We start from the raw sequence: 17,524 nt of genomic DNA, 5'->3' as shown, positions 1-17,524 counted from the left end.
ACGCAAACGGCCGCCCCCGGAACCCTCCGGGAGCGGCCGCGCGAAAATCCCGACCCGGTCAGTCGAAGCGGTAGAACGCCTCGTAGATCGGCCTGAGCGTGTCCTCGGAAAACAGCGACGACACCGAGGTGTCGTTGGCCACGTTGAGGATCGCCTGCGCCAGCATCGGCGCCACCGACACGGTGCGGATGTTGCGGGCGGCCTTGGCCGCGTCCGACAGCGGGATCGAGTCGGTGATCACCAGGCTCTCCATCACCGAGTTGGTCACCCGCTCGACCGCCGGCCCCGACAGCACCCCGTGGGAGATGTAGGCGTGCACCGCCTCCGCCCCGTTGTCCTTGAGCAGCTGGGCCGCCTTGCACAGCGTCCCCGCGGTGTCGCAGATGTCGTCGACGATGATGCAGGTCCGGCCCTCGACCTCGCCGATGATGGTCATCTCGTCGACCTCGCCGGGGCGCGAGCGGCGCTTGTCGACGATGGCGAGCGCGAGGTTCAGGCGCTTCGCGATCTCACGGGCCCGCGCCACCCCGCCCACGTCCGGCGAGATGATGGTGACCTTCGAGAGATCCTCGAAATTGTGCTGGATATCCATCGCGAACACCGGCGAGGCGTAGAGATTGTCCACCGGGATGTCGAAGAAGCCCTGGATCTGGCCGGCATGCAGGTCGAGCGTCAGCACCCGGTTGATCCCCGCCTGCGCCATCAGGTTCGCCACCAGCTTGGCCGAGATCGGGGTCCGCGCCGAGGTCCGCCGGTCCTGCCGCGCATAGCCGAAATAGGGGATGACCGCCGTGACCCGCGCCGCCGAGGACCGCCGCAGCGCGTCGGCGATGATCAGCAGCTCCATCAGGTTGTCGTTGGCCGGGTTGCAGGTCGACTGGATGATGAACACGTCTTCGCCGCGGACGTTGTCGTAGATCTCGACGAAGATCTCCTTGTCGTTGAACCGTTCGACCCGGGCGTTGGCCAGGTCCACCGGCATCCCGCGATAGACGCTCATCCGGCGCGAGATCGCCCGGGCGAGATCCATGTTGGAATTGCCCGCGATGAGCTTCAGGTTGATGTCGGCCTTCATGCGCCCCTCCGCAGCAGATCCGCGGCGGGGGCGCGCTGGCTGCGTCCCGCCGACGGGGCGCGGCAGGGCCGCGTCCTTCGGTCCCCCTAGCACCGGGGGGGCGGGTTGCCTAGCGCGTCGCGCCGCCGCGCACGGGCGCCCTCCCTTGCCTTCCGTCGCGCCGCCCCCGATCATAAGTCCGCCTGAGCGCCGCCCCCGGGGGGACCGCGCCCGGACCAGATGACGGCCCGGACCACGGGCCGCGACGAGAAGGAGACCCCGATGCCCGAGGCGATGCTGCGCGGCCGGCGCGTTCAATACCGCAGCTATGGCGAGGACAAGACCGGCGTGCCGGTGCTGCTCGCCCATTGCTCGCTGGCCCATAGCGGCCTGTGGAAACCGATCGCCGAGGCGCTGGCCGTCGACCGCCCGGTGATCGCGCCTGACCTGCCCGCGCATGGCCGCTCCGACCCGCCGCCCGAGGGCGAGTCCCTGCAGCTGTTCGCCGCCGAGATGCTGGCGATGCTGGCCGAGGCGCAGGGCCGCCCGGTGCATCTGGTGGGCCTGTCGCTCGGCGGGGCGGCGCTGAGCCGGGTGGCGTGGAAACGGCCGGAGCTCGCGGCCTCGCTGACCATGATCGAGCCGGTGATGTTCCACCTCCTCCACAAGCCCGGCGAAGAGCCCGAGGTGCTGAAGCCCGATATCTCGGACGAGGCGTTGGGCAAGGCGCTCGACGAATTCATCGGGGCCTGGGGCGCGCCCGGCCGCGTGGCCGAGATGACGGCGGAGCGGCGCGCCTATTCCCTGCGCTGCTTCCGGGAGCTTCGGCTCGACAACGCCTGGGTGGTGGCCCGGCCGGCGGGGCAGATCGAGCTGCCCGACATCGCCCGCTTCCCGATGCCGGTGCTTTTGCTGGGCGGCGCGGCGAGCCAGGCCAACGCGCTGCAGGTGTTGGAAACCCTCAAGGGCGCGCTGCCCGGCGCGCGGCGGCGCGACATCGCCGGGGCCGGGCACATGAGCCCGGTGACCCACTGGCAGGCGGTGCTGGACGAGCTGCGCGGCTTCTTCGCGGCGGTGGAGGCCGACGCCTCCGCCGTGGCCTGACCGTGCGCTTCACCTTTCGCTAACCGGATGCATCCAGTCTGGGCGCATCTGCGGATGACAGCGGAGAGTGACCGATGCTCAACCTCGCCATCGCGGCGCGCGGCGCCGGGATCCTGGCGGCGGGGACCAGGGACGGCGCGGCGCTCGCCGCCGCTCCGGGGGCGGCGCTGGGGACCGTGTCGGGGGGCGGGATGTCCGAAGGGGAAGCGACGCCGGCGGCCCTGCCCTCGCGCCATGGCGACCTGCCCCGGCCCGGCGACCATGACCGCACCCGCGGCCTGTCGCCGGGCGACCGCGCCGCGCTCAACCTGCGCATCCGCGGCATGTCCCGCGCGCTCGCCCGCATGTCGAAACTCGCCGGTCTGCGCCCCCGTCTGGCGATCTCCGCGGCGGAGGGAAAGTTTCCGCGCTCGGGCCGCCTCTCGGTCAGCTACGCGGCGGAGGTGTCGGCGCTGTTCAGGGGCGAAAAGACGGTGGTCAGCCAGCGGATGCAGGCCAGCCTCAACGCGCTCGGCGGGCTGGTCAGCATGGTGATCTCCGAGAGCTTCCGGGTGGAAACCGACGGCTCCACCCTGCAATACGACTATGACGCCGTTTATTCCGAACGTCGCGACGGGCCGCCGCTGTCGGAGGTGTCCGAGCGTCTGACCGGCGGCGATCAGGGCGACGCCATCACCAATATCGAGATCGCGGTGATGTCCGACGCCCGCTTCGGCGACCGGGGCGCGCGCGCGGATATCGACGCGGGCGGCGGCCACGACGTGGTGCAGATTTTCGGATTGTCGCTGGGCTCGGTGCGCCTGGGCGACGGGAACGACGCCTTCGCAGGCTCGCTGGACATGCTGCCGTCGCTGGACGCGGGCGCAGGGAACGATTCGGTGTCGCTCAACCTGGCGGGCGGGGGGCAGGTCTCGGGCGGCGACGGCGACGACGCGCTGGCGCTGGTCGCGGACGGGTTCGCGCAGGTGTCGGGCGACGCGGGGAATGACGCGATCTCGGTCGCCGCGCGCATGGCCTCGGTCGACGGGGGCGCGGGCGACGACGCCATCGCCATCGGCGCGGACGAGGCGCGGGCCGACGGCGGGGAAGGGAACGACGTGCTCTCGATCCGCGCGGCGGAGGTGACGTGGGCGGCGGGCGGCGCCGGCGACGACGTCATCTCGCTGGTCGCGGCCACCGTCCGCCACGCCTCTGGCGGGGACGGCGACGACGTGATCTCCATCGCCGCCGGGACGGTGGAGCGGGTGAGCGGCGGCGCAGGCGACGACGTGATCCTGCTGAACGTCGATGCCGCGGGCCTGGTGTTCGGGCGGGGCGACGGCATGGACCGGGTGCAGGTCTCCGCCGGCGCGGCGCTGGAGATCCATCTGGATCAGGCCCCCGAAACGACCGACATCGCCTGGACCGAAGCCGGCGACGCGGTGCTGACCCTCGCGGGCGGGGAGCGGCTGGCGATTTTCGGGGCTGCCCGGACCGGGTCGCTGCTTCTGATCGGACCGGAGGGGCTGGACGGCGCCGTGGCGCTCAGCCCGCCCACGCACGCGCTCGACGCGCGCACCTGGCCGACGCGCGCACCTGGCCGACGCGCGCACCTGGCCGACGCGCGCACCTGGCCGACGCGCGCACCTGGCCGACGCGCGCACCTGGCCGGACACGAAAACGGCGGCGAGGAACCTCCCCGCCGCCGCCCGATCCTCGCGAAAGCCGCTCAGAGCTGGTCGAGCATCGCCCCGCCGGTGGAGATCTCGGCCTTGCCGGGCGTCTCCTCCAGGTTGAACACCTTCACCACCTTGTCCTCGACCACCATCGAATAGCGCTTGGACCGCGCGATCAGCCCGGCCGGCGGCGCGGTGAAGTCGAGACCCAGCGCCTTGGTGAATTCCGACTGCGGATCGGCCAGCATGTGCAGCCCGGCGGCGATGGCGCCCGAGCTCTCGCCCCAGGCCTTCATCACGAAGGGGTCGTTGACCGACACGCACACGATGGCCTCGACGCCCTTGGCGGTCAGCGCCTCGGCATTGTCCACGAAGCTCGGCAGATGGTTCAGCGAGCAGGTCGGCGTGAACGCCCCCGGCACCGCGAACAGCGCGACCTTGCGGCCCGCGAAGATGTCCGCGGTGGTCTTGGGCTCGGGGCCGTTGGGGCCGATGGCGATGAAAGTCGCGTCCGGCAGCGTGTCGCCTACGGAAATGGTCATGTCCCTGTCCTCCTGTCGTGGAGCGTTCCCCCGCGATCAGGGGTCCGTCTCCGCATGTAGCGCAGCCCGCGCCCCATCCCAACCGCGAAGTCGAAAATGGCGCTCAGGGCAGACGCAGGATCCGGATGGCGGTGCCGCCATAGCGCCGCTCGTCCAGCAGCGCCGCGCCGGCGGGCAGGATGACGGGGGCGGCCGCGTCCTCCTCCCACACCACCAGCGCGCCCGGTGCGGTCCAGCCGCCGGTCATCGCCGCCTCCAGCGCCGCCTCCCCCAACCCGCGCCCATAGGGGGGGTCGAGAAACACCAGGTCGTAGGGCTCGCCCCGGCACGGCCCGAGTTTCGTGGCGTCGCGGCGAAAGATCTTGGTCTGGCCGGTGGCGTTGAACGCCTCGACGTTGCGCCGGATCAGGGCGCGCGCGGCGGGCAGGTCGTCGACGAACTGCACACGGACCGCGCCGCGCGACAGCGCCTCCAGCCCCAGCGCGCCGGTGCCGGCGAAAAGATCCAGCACGCGCATGCCGTTGGGGACCTGCGGCTCGGCGTAGCCGCCATGGGCCAGCAGGTTGAAGAGCGATTCCCGCACCCGGTCCGTGGTCGGCCGCAGCCGGGCCTCGCCGCCTTCGGCATCCACCCCGGCATCCTCGGGCGAGGCGAGCTTCGAGCCCCGCCAACGGCCTCCGACCACCCGCATCCGCTCAGGCCCGCCCGACGGGAAGGGTGTCGAGCGCCTCGATCAGGCGCGCGATCTCCTCCTCCGCCGTGTAGTGCAGGAAGGACATGCGCAGCACGCCGGAATCGCCGTCCACCCCCAGCGCCTCGATCAGCCGGCGGGCGTAGAAATGGCCGCCGCCGCACATCAGGCCCTGCTTCGCCATCGCCGCCGCCGCCGCCTCGCCGGTCATGCCGGGCACGACCACCGAGACGGTGGGTGCACGGCGCGCCGGCGCGGCCGGGCCGAGCAGGCGCAGGCGCGGGTGGCTTTCCAGAAAGTCGAGCAGCGGCGCCGCCAGCGCCCGTTCGCGCGAGCGGAGCAGCGCCTGCACCCGCGCGCGACGCAGCGCCGGGTCGTCGGCGCAGTCGGGGTAATGGCGGCGGTCCACGTCGGCCATGTAGTCCGCGACCCCGGCCAGCGCCGCGACCTGGGCATGGTCCGGCCCCGCCGGCGTCAGCCGCTTGCGCGGGTTGTCGCCGTTGAAATAATGGCCCTGATTGGCGAAGCGCAGCGCGAGTGCCTCGTCCATCGCCATCACCCCGAGATGCGGGCCGAAGGTCTTGTAGGTCGAGAACAGGTAGACGTCGGCGCCCTTCTTGCCGATGTCGGGCAGGCCATGGGGGGCGTAGCCGACCCCGTCGACCACGCTGATCGCCCCGGCGGCGCGGACCAGGGCGCAGATCTCCTGAACCGGATTGATCTCGGCCACGATGTTGGAGCAGTGGGGGAAGGCGACCAGCCGGACCTTGCCGTCGGCCAGCAGCGCCTCGAGCGCCGCGAGGTCGAGCGAGCCGGCGCCGTCCACCTGCCATTCGCGGACCTCGACGCCTTCGTCCGCCAGCCGTCGCCAGGCCCCGGAATTCGCCTCGTGATCCTGATTGGTCACCACCAGCGCGTCGCCAGGCGCGAAAATCGGCCGGGCGGCGCGGGCCAGCACATAAACGTTCTGCGTGGTCGACGGGCCGATATGCAGCGCGCTGTCGGGGATGCCGAGCCAGCTCGCCAGCGCCACGGCGCCCTCGTCCATCAGCCGCCCCGCCTCCTGCGCCGCCGGATAGGGGGCGTGGGGCTGGACCTTGGCGGTGCGGTAGAACTCCGCCAGCCGGTCGACGGCATGGATGCAGGGATAGGAGCCGCCGGCGTTCTCGAAATGCGCCCATCCGGCCAGAGAGGGCTCCTGGAACGCCGGAAACTGCGCCCTCACGAAGTCGAGATCGAAGCCAGCGGGAAGATCAACCACGTCCAGGCCGGGTTCGCGCATCGTGGTCATTCCATCGTCACAAAGGGGGTGTTCATAAGTGTGTTATCTCAACCCCGCGGCCCATGCCAGATGATGTGAAACGCCGGCGAACGCGCCGCGCGGTCGCGTTGCGAATGGCGTTTCGCGTCGCGTGAGGGCTGGGCTTTCGCGCCACGGCCGCCTTAGCGCTCGGTCAGCTTCAGCTCGATCCGGCGGTTGCGGGCGCGGGCCTCGGGCGTGTCGCCGGGGTCGATCGGCTGGTATTCGCCGAAGCCGTTGGCGGCCAGCCGCTCGGGCGGAAAGCTCTGCGCGGTGGACAGGTAGCGGACCACCGACAGCGCGCGGGCCTGGCTCAGCTCCCAGTTGTCGCGATAGCGCCCGCCACCCGACAGCGGCACGTCGTCGGTATGCCCGTCGACCCGCAGCACCCAGGGCAGTTCATCCGGCAGCGCGTCGCGGACCGAGCGGAAGATCTCGGCGAATTCGTCCAGCGCCGCGCGCCCCGGCGCGCCCAGATCGGCGGAGCCGGGATCGAACAGCACTTCGGACTGGAAGACGAAGCGGTCGCCGACCACCTTCACGCCCTCGCGCCCCTCGATCGCCTCGCGGATACGGCCGAAGAATTCGGAGCGGCGCGCCTCCAGCGACTTCTTCTCCGCCTCTAGGCGCGCGACCTCTTCGGCGTTGCGCTCGGATTCGCGGCGTTTGAGCTGCAATTCGCGGGCAAGCGCCGCGTTCAGCTGCGAGCCGAGATTGGAGAGCTGGGCCTGCATTTCCTCATTCTTGCCTTCCTCGGCGTTGAGCAGCTCCTGCAGCCCGCCCAGCTGGCGGCGCACCGCTTCGGCCTGGGCGTTGAGCAGGGCGACGCGGCGGGCCTCGTCGGCGGACGCTGTCTTCTCGTCGGCGAGCCGGCGTTCGGCGGAGGCCAGCAGCGCCTCACGCTCCGTCATTCGGGCGCGGGCGTCGGCGAGCTGGTCGGCGGTGGCCTTGGCGGTGTCCTGCAATTCGGACTTGGCGGCCTCGGCGGCGGCGAGCAGGGTCAGCGTCTCCTCCGCCTTTTTCCGCTGCTCCTCGAGCGCCAGCTGCATCGCGGTCAGCTCGGTGGTCGAGCCTTCCAGCCTGGCGCGCAGGGCCTCGGCGGCGGCGGCCTCCGTGGCGCGGGCCTGCTCCTCCTCGGTCAGCTCCTGCTGGAGGGCGGCGAGGACCTTGTCCTTCTCCTCCGCGGTGACCTTCAGCTCCAACACCTCGGTCTGGGCGGCGTCGCGGGCGGCTTCGAGCGTCTGGCGCTGCTCGGCGGCCTTTGACTTCAGATCGGCGACCAGCGCCTCCATCGCCTCGCGCTGGGCGGCGGCGAGACGGGCGGCCTCCTCGGTCGACGACACCTCTTCGCGCAGGCGGGAGAGGGCGAGCTGCATCTGCTCCCGTTCGGAGATCACCCGGGTCTGCGCGGCCTCCAGTTCGGTGATCGAGGCGCGGGCCTCGGTCAGCGCCTGCTCGGCCCCGTCGGCGCGCGCGGCCTCGGTCTCGCGCGCCGCGGTCAGCACGCCGATGCGTTCGCGGGCCGACGACACGTCGGCCAGAAGGGCCGCGACCCGGGCTTCGAATTCGGCGTTGCGGGCCTGCGCGGCGTCACGCTCGGTCACCAGGCTTTCGGCCAGCGCGCCCAGCCGGCCGACCTCGGCCCGCTCCCCTTCCAGAGAAGCGGTCAGCGCACCGACCTGGCCTTCCAGATCATCGCCGCGGCTGCGTTCGGTCGACAGCACCTGGGCGATCTGGGCCAGCTGCAGGGTCAGGTTGTCGAGCTCGGCGTCCTTGCCGGTCACCAGATCGCGCAGCACGAACTGCACGATCATGAAGATCGACAGCACGAAGATCAGCACCAGCAAGAGCGCGGTCATCGCGTCCACGAAGCCGGGCCAGACATTGCCCTCGTAGCGCTGGGATCTTCGCGACAGGGCCATGGATCAGGTCCGGTCGCCGGTGATCGCCTTGGTCAGGCGGGCGATATCCATGCGCAGCTCGGCCGTCGTCTCCTGCCGGCCGGCGGACACTTCCTCCAGCAGGCGCGTGATCTGCAGGTCGATGGAGCGCAGGCGCTGGCGACCCTCGTCGCTTTCCTCGCGGTCCTGGGCTTTTTCCAGCAGATGCGCGGCGCGCTCCTGGGCGGAGGCGATGCGGTCGAGTTTCTGATAGGTCTCGACGGGGTTGAGCGGCACGGGTTTCGGCGCGGCGTCGGTCGCGAGCCGCTGCTCGCGGTCCTCCTCCAGCACCCGCACCAGCCCGGTCAGGCCGCTGGCCAGCGTCTCCATCCTCGCGTCGGCCATGCGCTGCCGCTCCTCGGCGTCGCGCAGCGCAGCGACCAGCGCCTCGATCTGCTCGGCGTTGCGCTCCATCAGCTCGGCGGCGATGGCCGAGGCGGAGGCCTCGCCATCGTCGCCCCCGCGCGAGAGACGGGTGATCGACGACAGCCACTCCTCCAGCTCGCGGTAAAAGCGGTTCTGGCCGTGGCCGGCGAAAAGGTCGAGCAACCCGACCACCAGACTGCCCGCGAGACCCAGCAGCGACGAGGCGAAAGCGGTGCCCATGCCGTCGAGCTGCGAGTTCAGCCCGCCCATCAGCCGCTCGAACACCGCCATGGAATCGTCGCCGGGCTGGGCGCCGAGATTGCGCATGGTCTCGACGATGCCGGGGACCACGTTCGACAGCCCCCAGAAGGTGCCGAGCAGGCCCACCAGGATCAGCAGGTTGATGATGTAGCGGGTGATGTCGCGCTGCTCGTCCAGCCGCTGGGCGGCGGTGTCGAGGATCGAGCGGGTGGAGGTCGCGGTCAGCGCCGTGCGGGCCCGCTTGTCGCGCAGCAGCGAGGCGAGCGAGGTCAGCAGGCGCGGCGGGTTGACGAATTCATGCCCCGGCCGGTCGATGGCGAAGCCTTCGAGCCAGGAGACGGCGTTGATCAGCGCGATGACCTGCCAGAAGCAGGCCAGCACGCCGATGACGAAGACGCCGCCGATGAAGCCGTTGAGATAGGGGTTGGCGTTGAACACCGCCGAGATCGGGCCGTAGAGGAACGCGACGCCCGCCGCGGTCAGCCCCAGCACGACGACCATCAGCACGATCTGCCTGATGGGCTGCGAGAATTCGATCCGTCGATCCTGGACGATGCTCATGCGCGGCCTGCGGCTCCCCCTTGACCCATGTCGATCATGGCCTAGCAGAGCCGGGCGGGTCGTGGAAGCGCGGGGACGCCGCGGCAGGGCGCGGTTTTCGGAATCACGGCACGTCGCGAGGGGCGCGCGGGCCCTCCCCCGGCGGGGAAGTCGCGCGCCCTGCGCGGCAGGGGCGGGTCAGCCCCGGACCAGCTCGCAGAACTTCGGAAAAATCTCGGCGTTCGAGGCGATCACGTCGCCGGTGTCGACGGGGCGCGCGTCGGGGATCGACAGCGACTCCACGAAACCGCCGGCCTCGCGCACCAGCAGCAGGCCCGCCGCCATGTCCCAGGGCTTCAGCCCGCGTTCCCAGTAGCCGTCGTAGCGCCCGGCCGCGACCCAGGCGAGGTCCAGCGCCGCGGCCCCGAAGCGGCGCACGCCGGCGACCCGCGGCATGATCCGGGCGAGGTCGCGCAGCATCTCCGGCAGGCCGGCGGTCCCGGCGAAGGGGATGCCGGTGGCGAACACCATCTCGGTCATCTCGCGGCGCCCCGACACCCGCAGGCGACGGTCGTTGAGCCAGGCGCCGGCGCCCTTCTCGGCCACGAACATCTCGTCCTTGATCGGGTCGAGCACCACGCCCGCCACGATCTCGCCTTTGTATTCCAGCGCGATCGAGATCGCCCAGTGCGGCATGCCGTGCAGGAAATTCGTGGTGCCGTCGAGCGGGTCCACGATCCAGCGCCGGGTCTGGTCCTTGCCCTTGATCTCCTTGTCGGATTCCTCACCGAGCCAGCCATAGGCGGGGCGGGCCTCCATCAGGTCGCGCTGGATCATCTCCTCGGCCTTGATGTCGGCGCGCGACACGAAGTCGGCGGCGCCCTTGCGCGAGACCTGCAGGTTCTCGACCTCGCCGAAGTCGCGCACCAGGCTCTTCGCAGCGCGCCGGGCGGCCTTGATCATGACGTTGAGATTGGCGGAGCCCATAGTGGACATCGAAGAAGCCTCCTGATGCGCCCGGCCGGATGCGCGGGCGCCCGGACCAAAGGGCGCGCCGCCGCGCGGGGGGCGCGGCGGCGGAAATCGGGGCGGCCCCTTGGGGGCCTCGGCGGGGGGGCGCGGCTCAGGCCTGCGCGGTCGCCTTCAGCTCGGTCTCCACGAAGCGCAGCTCGCCGTTTCCGGCGTTGATCACGTCATGGGCGACGCCGGCCTCGCGGAAATAGGTGACGCCGGCGGTCATCTGGGCGCGGGTCGCAGCGCCGTCGGGGCCGACCAGGTCGACGGGCTGCGAGGTCAGCGGCGTGACCACGTAGTCCATCTCATGCACATGCCAGCCGGTCGCCGCGCCCGGCGCGAACACCCACTCGGTCACCCGCACCTTGTCGTTGTCCACATGCCGGATGGCCGTGGCGGCGGGGCGATCCGAGGGGGCGGCGCCGGTGCACATGGCTCAGGCCCGCTCGACGTATTCGAAGGTCTCGGTGTTCACGACCACCTTCTCGCCGGTCCCCACGAAGGGCGGCACGGTGATGCGCACGCCGTTTTCGAGCATGGCGGGCTTGAACGAATTGGCGGCGGTCTGCCCCTTCACCACCGGCTCGGTGTCCTCGATGGTGCAGATCACCTTCTCGGGCAGCGAGACCGACAGGGCCTCCTCGTAGTGGTATTCGATGGTGGCCATCATGCCGTCCTGCAGGAACGGACGACGGTCGCCCAGCAGGTCGGCGGGCAGCGCGGTCTGCTCGAAGGTCTCGCTGTCCATGAAGGTCAGCATCCCGTCGACTTCATAGAGGAACTGCTGGTCCTTCTGGTCGAGCCGCACACGCTCGACCTTGTCGGCCGACCGGAAGCGCTCGTTCAGCTTGGTGCCGTTGCGCAGGTTCTTCAGTTCGACCTGGGCGAACGCGCCGCCCTTGCCGGGTTTCACATGCGCGGTCTTCACCGCGATCCACAGGCCGCCGTCATGCTCGATGATGTTGCCGGGGCGGATTTCGTTGCCGTTGATCTTCATGGCGTCGTCGAGGCTCATCCGAGAAGGCGCCGCCGGGGCGGCGCGGGCTGCGCTGGGGAGGGACGCGGCGACGCGCCCAAGCCGGAAAGCGCGCGCCGTGGGGGGCGCGCGTTTCGGCCGGGGTATAGCCCCGCCCCGCCGGGCTGGCAAGGCGCAGGCGCCGTGGGGTTGCGCCCGCGTTCGAACCGGCGTGGTTTACCAATGATTCAACATAGTTAAAATATTGTAAATAAAATGAAAAAACGCGACTCATTTGACCTTGGGACGCGAGGCGGGTAGATTGTCGGCGGGCGAGAGGTGAGGGTCTGGTTATTTCGGGGACGCGATATGCGCCTTTCCGCGCCCTTGCTGCTGCCGCTTGTCGGGCTCGCCACGGTCTGGGCCCAGGCGGCGCCGCCGCCCATGTACCCGTCGCCCTCGCCCGATGCGGCGCGCGTCGGGCTTTCCGCGCTGGCCGAGATCGCGCTCGGCGGCCCGCTGATCGCGCCCCACGTGGCCGACCGCGCCCCTGACGGCGCCTGGCGGCTTCGCGCCCGGGCCCCGCTCCGAACCGGCCCTACGGCCGGCTGGCCGGCGGCCTTCTTCCTGGAGGCGACGCCGATCTGCGAGTCCGGCCTCGACGCCGCCGCCTGCTGGCGTCTGTCCCGGCTGGAGCTGGACGGAAAACCGCTCGCCCCGGCGTCGGAGGCGATGGCCAGCGCGATGCGCTGACCTGCCGGACAAGCCGGAACGACGCATCGTCGGACGCGCGGAGACGCCGTCCGAGGCCGATTTCGGGTCGGCGCATCATTGGCGCCGGTCCGTTCGGCGCTGTCCCGCGGGGCCGACTTCGGCACGCGCGGCATGGCACGCCCCCTGCGTCTATCCGGTCGCGCCCTTCGCAAGACATGGCGGTCCGGAAACGGGCGCCGACGGATGCGCAATAGAGCTTGCCAGGACCAAATCATCGGCGGACGATAGACGCGCCGATCGACCCTCGTGAATTCCTGAGCCGGGTTCTGTTTCGCGATGTCAGCCTGGCAGGCCCGGCGCCGACGGAAGCCTCATCGATCATGGGACGCAGCCCATGCGCCGGATCGCGCGCCAGGTTTCGACAGCGGCCCTGCCGGATCGCCAACGACCATGACCAGGCCAGGCCGAGACCCCAGCGCGGCCGCCCAACCCGCCGAGATGCCCGGCGTTTCATGCCCAGCCGACCTGGGTCCTTGGTCGATCGCACTGATCGAACGCTCGAGCGCGGCCGCGAGCCCACGCCGTCAATGTCGCTCCGCGCCGAAAGCCGGCCGAAGGACATGCGCCCGCGCCGACGCCAACCCCAGGTCGCCCGCCAAAACGCTCAGTCGTCGCCGGCGTCGATTTCGATCAGCTTGATCTCGCCGCGCCGCGCCAGGGTTTGGATGGCGTTGACCAGCGCCGCCTGCGCGGCCTCGCCCTCCTTCTGCCGCACATCCGGCATGCCGTCGAGATCCTCGCGCATGCGTTCCGAGAGCCGCTTGGCGATATTGCCGAGGATGAAATCCGCCGCAGGATTCTGCACCGCCATCGCCGATTTCAGCGCGGTCATCAACACCGGCTCCTCCACCTCCTTCATCACCTTGGCGACGTCGCGCGGGTTCACGCGGCTGGAGATGTCGGCGAAGGTGAACATCACGCGCTGCACTTCCTGCGCCAGCTTGGGATCCACCGAATCCATGTGACCCAGGAAGGAATCCCGCGCCGAGGCCGAGACGTGGTTCATCAGGCTCGCGATCAGCTCGGCCGGCTTGCGCGCGCCCTGATTGCGCTCGATCACCGACACGAAGTCCGTCTCGATCGCGGTCTTGAGAATATCCAGCGCGGCGCTGTCGGGGGTCGGCACCCGCGACATGCGCAGCACGATGTCCTGGGCGAAGGCGGGCTCGAAGCGTTCCAGCAGCCGCGCCGCCTGGTCGGAGCGCAGCTTGGACACCACGATGCAGGCCACCTGCGGATGTTCGGAGGACAGCCAGTTGGCCAGCGGCGCGTCGGAGGAATCGGCCAGACGCTGCCAGACCGTGCGCACCGACCGCGCGTCGATCTCCTCCAGCACCCGGCTCAGCTGATCCTCGTCCAGCACCTGGCCCAGGAACTTCCGGGCTTCCTCCAGCCCGCCGCGCACCGTCAGCTCGTCGCCCAGATTGGCGAGAAACTCGGTGACCACCGCGTCGACCACCGCATGCGGCACGCCGTTGAGTTTGGAGACGGCGGACGCGAAGCGACGGATGTTGGCATCGCCGAGATTGCGCAGGATCTCCGCCGCCGCATCGGGGCCGAGCGCGACGATCACCACAGCCGCCTTCTGCGCCTTGGTCAGCATCACCAGCGGCTCGGACTCCTGCCGTCCGGCCGGAGAGCCGGATTTCGCGGGAACCTTCCCTCCGCCGGCGACCACCATCGCGCCCTCACTCATGCCCCATACCCCCGGACCAGCGCGCCCGCGAGCAGCGGCCAACCGTCGGCGGCCACGAAGAAGGCGAGTTTGAAGGGAAGCGACACCACGGCGGGCGGCACCATCATCATGCCCATGGACATCAGTATCGAAGCCACCACGAGATCGATCAAGAGGAACGGAAGATAGATGAGGAACCCGATCTCGAAGGCGCGCTGCACCTCCGAGAGCAGAAAGGCGGGAACCAGCAGGCTGGACGGCGCATCGGCCGGCGTCACCGCACGCGGATCGACGACGGGCGCGCCCTCGATCGGCGCGGAGGCCGGGCCGAGCGCGGCGGCGGGCACGGCCTCGGCCAGAGCCGACAGCGCCTCGGGGTCGACGCGCGCGGCCATGAAGGCGCGGAAGGGCGCGAGAATGCGCGGCGCCGCCTCCTCGATCGTAATGTCTTCGGCCAGCAGCGGCTCCACCCCCGAGGTCCAGGCGGCGTCGATGACCGGGGCCATGACGAACCAGCTGAGAAACAGGGCCAGCGAGACGATCAGCATGTTGGGCGGCGACTGCTGCAGGCCGATGGCGGCGCGCAGGATCGACAGCACCGTGACCATGAACGGGAAGCAGGTGACGGTGACCGCGATGGCCGGGGCGAGGCTCAGCACCGTCACCGCCGCGAAGAGCTGGACGGCGCGCAGGGTCAGGCTGCCGTCGCCGCCGAGGTCGATCGCGACCTCCTGCGCCGCCACGTCCGCCGGGACGAGCAGCATCGCGGCGAGCAGCACGGCGCCGATGAGCGGACCGACGGGCGCGCGGAAGCGCCCGCCGCCCGCCGGCGCGTCGGGCCGCGGCCAGGCGCCCGCCAGGATGTCGCGTCCGCGAACCAAGCGCTCAGACGCCCTGCGACAGGTCGGCGACTTCGGTCAGCCGAACCGCGAGACGGCCGCTGTCGTCATCCATCTCCTGCAGCTCGCCGCGGGCGATCAGCCGCTCGCCGATCAGGATCTCCACCGGATCGTCGATGCGGCTGTCGAGCGGCAGCACCGAGTCGCGACGCAGGTTGACCAGATCGGAGACCAGCGGCCGGGCGCGGCCGACCGAGATCACCACCTCGATCGGAACGCCGAGCACGGCGGCGCCGCCGCGGCGGCCGCCGCGCGTCGGCGCGGGAAGGGCTTCGCCCTCGTCGGCGTCGTCGTCGATGTCCTCAGCCATGTGCGGCTCTCCTGTGCGCGTCGTGGAAATGGCGGTCGAGGGCGGCGCGCGCCGCCTCGATCGCGGCGTCGAGGTCGAGCTCGTCCTCGCCATCGGCCCAGTCGAGCCGCGCGGCGAGATCGTCGAGATCGGGATCCGGTTCCACCAAGACGGCGATGCCCGCGGCGGCGAAGGCGGCGCGCACCGGGTCGATCTGGGCCGGCGAGACCCGGACCCGCAGTCCGGCATCGGCCGCCTCGACCCGCCGCGCGCGCGCTTCGCGCAGCGCCTCGACCACGGCGTCGGAGATCTCGGCGGCGAGCCCGCGCCGAGCCAGCGCGGGCGCCACCCCGGTCAGCAGCGCCTCGGCCAGTTCGCGGGCGGAGGAGAGCATCGTCGCGTCCCGCTCGACCCGGCGATGCAGCGAATCGGTCAGTTGTTCGCGCATGTCCGAGAGGATCAGGCGCAGATCGGCCTGGCCCTGCGCCTCGGCATGGGCGGCGCCCTCCTCGAACCCGGCGGCGCGGCCCTCGCCGCGGGCCCGGGCGAGCAGCGTTTCCAGCGGCTCCGCGGCGGGCGGCTTCGGCGCGGGCTTGAGCGCCGGGCCGACGGGAGAAGCCGGCGCCGCGTTGGGCCTGCGGGCGGTCGCGGCGCCGGCCGGCTTGGCGTCGCGGGGGACCGGCTTGGCGGAGCGGGAGGCCGGCGGCGCCTCCGCTTCGAAATGTTCCCAGCTCACCATATGCGGGTTCATGCGGGCTCCTTCATTTCGTCAGGCGCGCTCAGCCAGTCGCCGAGCAGCGCCGTAGTCTCGATCTGTCGCTCCAGCACTGCGCCGCGCAGCGCATCCAGGCGCTCGGCGGCGACGCCGCGGGCGTCGATCACTTCGCCGGCGAGCGCGATGCTGTCGGTCAGCCCGTCCGGACCGCCCAGCGCCTCGCGCGCCTGCAGTTCCAGCAGTTCCGCATCCTCGGCCTGGCGCGCCAGCATCGGGCGCAGCACGAACAGACCGAGCAGCAGGGCCACGGCGCTGAGCACGCCGAGCTGGATCAGCGACATGGCGTTGGCGGCGAGAAAATCGCCGGCGCCGGACACCGCCTCGGTTCCCAGCTCCGGCGGCAGCGTGAATTCGAGGCTGCGGATGGTGACCATGTCGCCGCGCGCCGCGTCGAAGCCGATGGCCGATTCGACCAGCTCCTTGAGCGCGGCGAGCTCGGGATCCGGCCGCGCCGTCCAGACCGCCTCCCCCCCGGCGCCCTCCGTGCGGACGCCGTCGACCAGCACCGCCACGGTGATCTTGCGGATCGCCCCCGGGCGACGGATGGTTTCGCGCAGCACCTCCGAGACTTCGTAATTGACCCGCTCGCGGGTTTCGTTGGCCGTGCTGGAGCTTCCGCCGCCCTCGGGCGCCGGGTTGCCCGGCAGGTTGGAGGCGACGGTGACGCCGGCGTTCTCGCCCTGCGAATTCTCCGAACTTTCCTGCGTGTCGGAATGGATCGCGACGCGGCTCTGGGGGTCGAGCACCCGCTCCTTCACCGTTTCGGAATTGAGATCGGCGTCGATCATCACCTCGACCACCGCGGCGCCGCGGCCGACACGCGCTTCCAGCAGACGCTCGATGTTCTGGCGCAGGCGGACGGACTGATCCTCGCCGCCGCCGACGCCGTCAGGGCCCTGGTCCTCGGTCAGCACCTTGCCGTTCTCCGCGTCCAGCACCGTGACGTCGCCCGGCGACAGGCCGGCGACGGCGGAGGCGACCAGGTGACGGATCGCGCGCGCCTGCGCCTCGCCGAGCGCGCCCGCCGCGACGGTGATCGAGACCGAGGCGGTGGGCGAAGGCGCGGCTTCGAACGGCCGGCGCACCGGGTTGGCGATGTGCACGCGCGCGCGCCGGACCTGCGGCAGCGACAGCAGCGTGCGGGCGAGTTCGCCCTCCTTGGCGCGCCAGTAGGCCGCGTCGAACATCTGCGCGGTGGTGCCGAATCCCGACAGCCCGTCCAGCAGTTCGTAGCCCGCGGCGCCGGTCTGCGGCTGACCGTCGGCGGCCAGGGCGAGCCGCAGCGAATCGCGCTGACCTTCCTCTACGTAGATGGAATCGCCGCGCACCTCGTAGGGCACGCCGCGCGCCTCGAGCGCCGACACCACGCCGCCCGCCGCCGAGGGTTCGAGGCCCGCATAAAGCAGCCCGAACGCCGGCCGCGTCGCCACGCTGGCCAGCCCCCATACCGCGATCGCCGCGGCGAGTCCGGCGAGCGCCACGATGATGCGGCGTCGCGAATCCATACCGCTCCACAAGGCCGAAATCCGGTCCACGCCAAGCCTCTTGCGCCCTAGGCCCCCAACTCGGGGCGACCTTTCTGGTCTGGACCCTGATTGGAGCCCCGGCGCTTAAGATTCGGTTAGCCCCGAGCCGCTACCCCTCGCATCGCGCCGATCGGCAGGGAGCTCTCCGCTGCCGGGAAGGCGAC

At 71.1% G+C, this 17,524-nt stretch carries 17 protein-coding genes; 3 read left to right on the top strand and 14 right to left on the bottom strand.

Annotation, left to right across the window (positions count from 1 at the left end):
• Positions 1-58: 58 nt before the first annotated feature.
• On the bottom strand, positions 59-1,075 hold the full coding sequence (locus tag ACTB72_RS00865) for a ribose-phosphate pyrophosphokinase (RefSeq protein WP_463035079.1): 1,017 nt from the start codon (positions 1,073-1,075) through the stop codon (positions 59-61).
• 261 nt (positions 1,076-1,336) lie between these two features.
• Between ACTB72_RS00865 and ACTB72_RS00860 the strand changes: the two genes are divergently transcribed.
• Positions 1,337-2,158 carry an alpha/beta fold hydrolase gene (locus ACTB72_RS00860; protein WP_463035078.1) on the top strand — a complete coding sequence of 274 codons (822 nt, stop codon included), beginning with the start codon at positions 1,337-1,339 and terminating at the stop codon, positions 2,156-2,158.
• Positions 2,159-2,232: 74 nt separating this feature from the next.
• Entirely contained in the window at positions 2,233-3,972 is a 1,740-nt protein-coding gene (locus ACTB72_RS00855) for a hypothetical protein (protein ID WP_463035077.1), read from the top strand.
• On the opposite strand, the gene ACTB72_RS00850 is transcribed toward ACTB72_RS00855, so the two are convergent.
• From ACTB72_RS00850 to efp, 8 genes are all read right to left on the bottom strand, one after another.
• Positions 3,867-4,355: a redoxin family protein gene (locus ACTB72_RS00850; RefSeq protein ID WP_463035076.1), complete on the bottom strand. Its 489-nt coding sequence runs from the start codon at positions 4,353-4,355 to the stop codon at positions 3,867-3,869. The two genes, ACTB72_RS00855 and ACTB72_RS00850, sit on opposite strands and share 106 nt — an antisense overlap.
• A gap of 103 nt (positions 4,356-4,458) precedes the next feature.
• Positions 4,459-5,046, bottom strand: coding sequence for a 16S rRNA (guanine(966)-N(2))-methyltransferase RsmD (gene rsmD / locus ACTB72_RS00845; RefSeq protein ID WP_463035075.1), 588 nt, complete (start codon positions 5,044-5,046; stop codon positions 4,459-4,461).
• 4 nt (positions 5,047-5,050) lie between these two features.
• Positions 5,051-6,328: an aminotransferase class V-fold PLP-dependent enzyme gene (locus ACTB72_RS00840; RefSeq protein WP_463035074.1), complete on the bottom strand. Its 1,278-nt coding sequence runs from the start codon at positions 6,326-6,328 to the stop codon at positions 5,051-5,053.
• 161 nt (positions 6,329-6,489) lie between these two features.
• Positions 6,490-8,268 (bottom strand): peptidoglycan -binding protein, encoded by a 1,779-nt coding sequence (locus ACTB72_RS00835; RefSeq protein ID WP_463035073.1) that lies wholly within the window; start codon positions 8,266-8,268, stop codon positions 6,490-6,492.
• Positions 8,269-8,271: 3 nt separating this feature from the next.
• Positions 8,272-9,474, bottom strand: a complete 1,203-nt coding sequence (locus ACTB72_RS00830) for a biopolymer transporter ExbB (protein WP_463035072.1) — start codon at positions 9,472-9,474, stop codon at positions 8,272-8,274.
• A 177-nt stretch (positions 9,475-9,651) separates the two neighbouring features.
• Positions 9,652-10,440: an inositol monophosphatase family protein gene (locus ACTB72_RS00825; RefSeq protein ID WP_463035091.1), complete on the bottom strand. Its 789-nt coding sequence runs from the start codon at positions 10,438-10,440 to the stop codon at positions 9,652-9,654.
• 136 nt (positions 10,441-10,576) lie between these two features.
• Entirely contained in the window at positions 10,577-10,900 is a 324-nt protein-coding gene (locus ACTB72_RS00820; RefSeq protein WP_463035071.1) for a cupin domain-containing protein, read from the bottom strand.
• 3 nt (positions 10,901-10,903) lie between these two features.
• Entirely contained in the window at positions 10,904-11,482 is a 579-nt protein-coding gene (efp, locus tag ACTB72_RS00815) for an elongation factor P (RefSeq protein WP_463035070.1), read from the bottom strand.
• A 309-nt stretch (positions 11,483-11,791) separates the two neighbouring features.
• Between efp and ACTB72_RS00810 the strand changes: the two genes are divergently transcribed.
• Complete coding sequence (locus ACTB72_RS00810) at positions 11,792-12,175, top strand: hypothetical protein (RefSeq protein WP_463035069.1); 384 nt, start codon at positions 11,792-11,794, stop codon at positions 12,173-12,175.
• Between the two features lie 625 nt (positions 12,176-12,800).
• On the opposite strand, the gene ACTB72_RS00805 is transcribed toward ACTB72_RS00810, so the two are convergent.
• The 5 genes from ACTB72_RS00805 to fliF form a co-directional block, all read right to left on the bottom strand.
• Positions 12,801-13,892 carry a flagellar motor switch protein FliG gene (locus tag ACTB72_RS00805; protein WP_463035068.1) on the bottom strand — a complete coding sequence of 364 codons (1,092 nt, stop codon included), beginning with the start codon at positions 13,890-13,892 and terminating at the stop codon, positions 12,801-12,803.
• Positions 13,889-14,635 carry a flagellar type III secretion system pore protein FliP gene (locus ACTB72_RS00800; protein ID WP_463035090.1) on the bottom strand — a complete coding sequence of 249 codons (747 nt, stop codon included), beginning with the start codon at positions 14,633-14,635 and terminating at the stop codon, positions 13,889-13,891. Before ACTB72_RS00800 ends, ACTB72_RS00805 begins: the two co-directional genes overlap by 4 nt.
• Positions 14,636-14,756: 121 nt before the next feature.
• Entirely contained in the window at positions 14,757-15,080 is a 324-nt protein-coding gene (locus tag ACTB72_RS00795; RefSeq protein WP_463035067.1) for a FliM/FliN family flagellar motor switch protein, read from the bottom strand.
• On the bottom strand, positions 15,073-15,810 hold the full coding sequence (locus ACTB72_RS00790) for a FliH/SctL family protein (protein ID WP_463035066.1): 738 nt from the start codon (positions 15,808-15,810) through the stop codon (positions 15,073-15,075). Before ACTB72_RS00790 ends, ACTB72_RS00795 begins: the two co-directional genes overlap by 8 nt.
• Positions 15,807-17,369: a flagellar basal-body MS-ring/collar protein FliF gene (fliF, locus tag ACTB72_RS00785; RefSeq protein WP_463035065.1), complete on the bottom strand. Its 1,563-nt coding sequence runs from the start codon at positions 17,367-17,369 to the stop codon at positions 15,807-15,809. Before fliF ends, ACTB72_RS00790 begins: the two co-directional genes overlap by 4 nt.
• Between the last annotated feature and the right edge of the window lie 155 nt (positions 17,370-17,524).

The organism is Albimonas sp., from assembly GCF_055129145.1.
Note: the sequence above shows the minus strand (reverse complement) of the source record. Positions and strands in the feature narration are given on the sequence as shown.

Coding starts and splice junctions, on each gene's coding strand:
- ACTB72_RS00865 (WP_463035079.1), bottom strand. CDS start 1,075: ATGAAGGCCGACATCAACCTGAAGCTCATCGCGGGCAATTCCAACATG.
- ACTB72_RS00860 (WP_463035078.1), top strand. CDS start 1,337: ATGCCCGAGGCGATGCTGCGCGGCCGGCGCGTTCAATACCGCAGCTAT.
- ACTB72_RS00855 (WP_463035077.1), top strand. CDS start 2,233: ATGCTCAACCTCGCCATCGCGGCGCGCGGCGCCGGGATCCTGGCGGCG.
- ACTB72_RS00850 (WP_463035076.1), bottom strand. CDS start 4,355: ATGACCATTTCCGTAGGCGACACGCTGCCGGACGCGACTTTCATCGCC.
- rsmD (WP_463035075.1), bottom strand. CDS start 5,046: ATGCGGGTGGTCGGAGGCCGTTGGCGGGGCTCGAAGCTCGCCTCGCCC.
- ACTB72_RS00840 (WP_463035074.1), bottom strand. CDS start 6,328: ATGCGCGAACCCGGCCTGGACGTGGTTGATCTTCCCGCTGGCTTCGAT.
- ACTB72_RS00835 (WP_463035073.1), bottom strand. CDS start 8,268: ATGGCCCTGTCGCGAAGATCCCAGCGCTACGAGGGCAATGTCTGGCCC.
- ACTB72_RS00830 (WP_463035072.1), bottom strand. CDS start 9,474: ATGAGCATCGTCCAGGATCGACGGATCGAATTCTCGCAGCCCATCAGG.
- ACTB72_RS00825 (WP_463035091.1), bottom strand. CDS start 10,440: ATGGGCTCCGCCAATCTCAACGTCATGATCAAGGCCGCCCGGCGCGCT.
- ACTB72_RS00820 (WP_463035071.1), bottom strand. CDS start 10,900: ATGTGCACCGGCGCCGCCCCCTCGGATCGCCCCGCCGCCACGGCCATC.
- efp (WP_463035070.1), bottom strand. CDS start 11,482: ATGAGCCTCGACGACGCCATGAAGATCAACGGCAACGAAATCCGCCCC.
- ACTB72_RS00810 (WP_463035069.1), top strand. CDS start 11,792: ATGCGCCTTTCCGCGCCCTTGCTGCTGCCGCTTGTCGGGCTCGCCACG.
- ACTB72_RS00805 (WP_463035068.1), bottom strand. CDS start 13,892: ATGAGTGAGGGCGCGATGGTGGTCGCCGGCGGAGGGAAGGTTCCCGCG.
- ACTB72_RS00800 (WP_463035090.1), bottom strand. CDS start 14,635: ATGCTGCTCGTCCCGGCGGACGTGGCGGCGCAGGAGGTCGCGATCGAC.
- ACTB72_RS00795 (WP_463035067.1), bottom strand. CDS start 15,080: ATGGCTGAGGACATCGACGACGACGCCGACGAGGGCGAAGCCCTTCCC.
- ACTB72_RS00790 (WP_463035066.1), bottom strand. CDS start 15,810: ATGAACCCGCATATGGTGAGCTGGGAACATTTCGAAGCGGAGGCGCCG.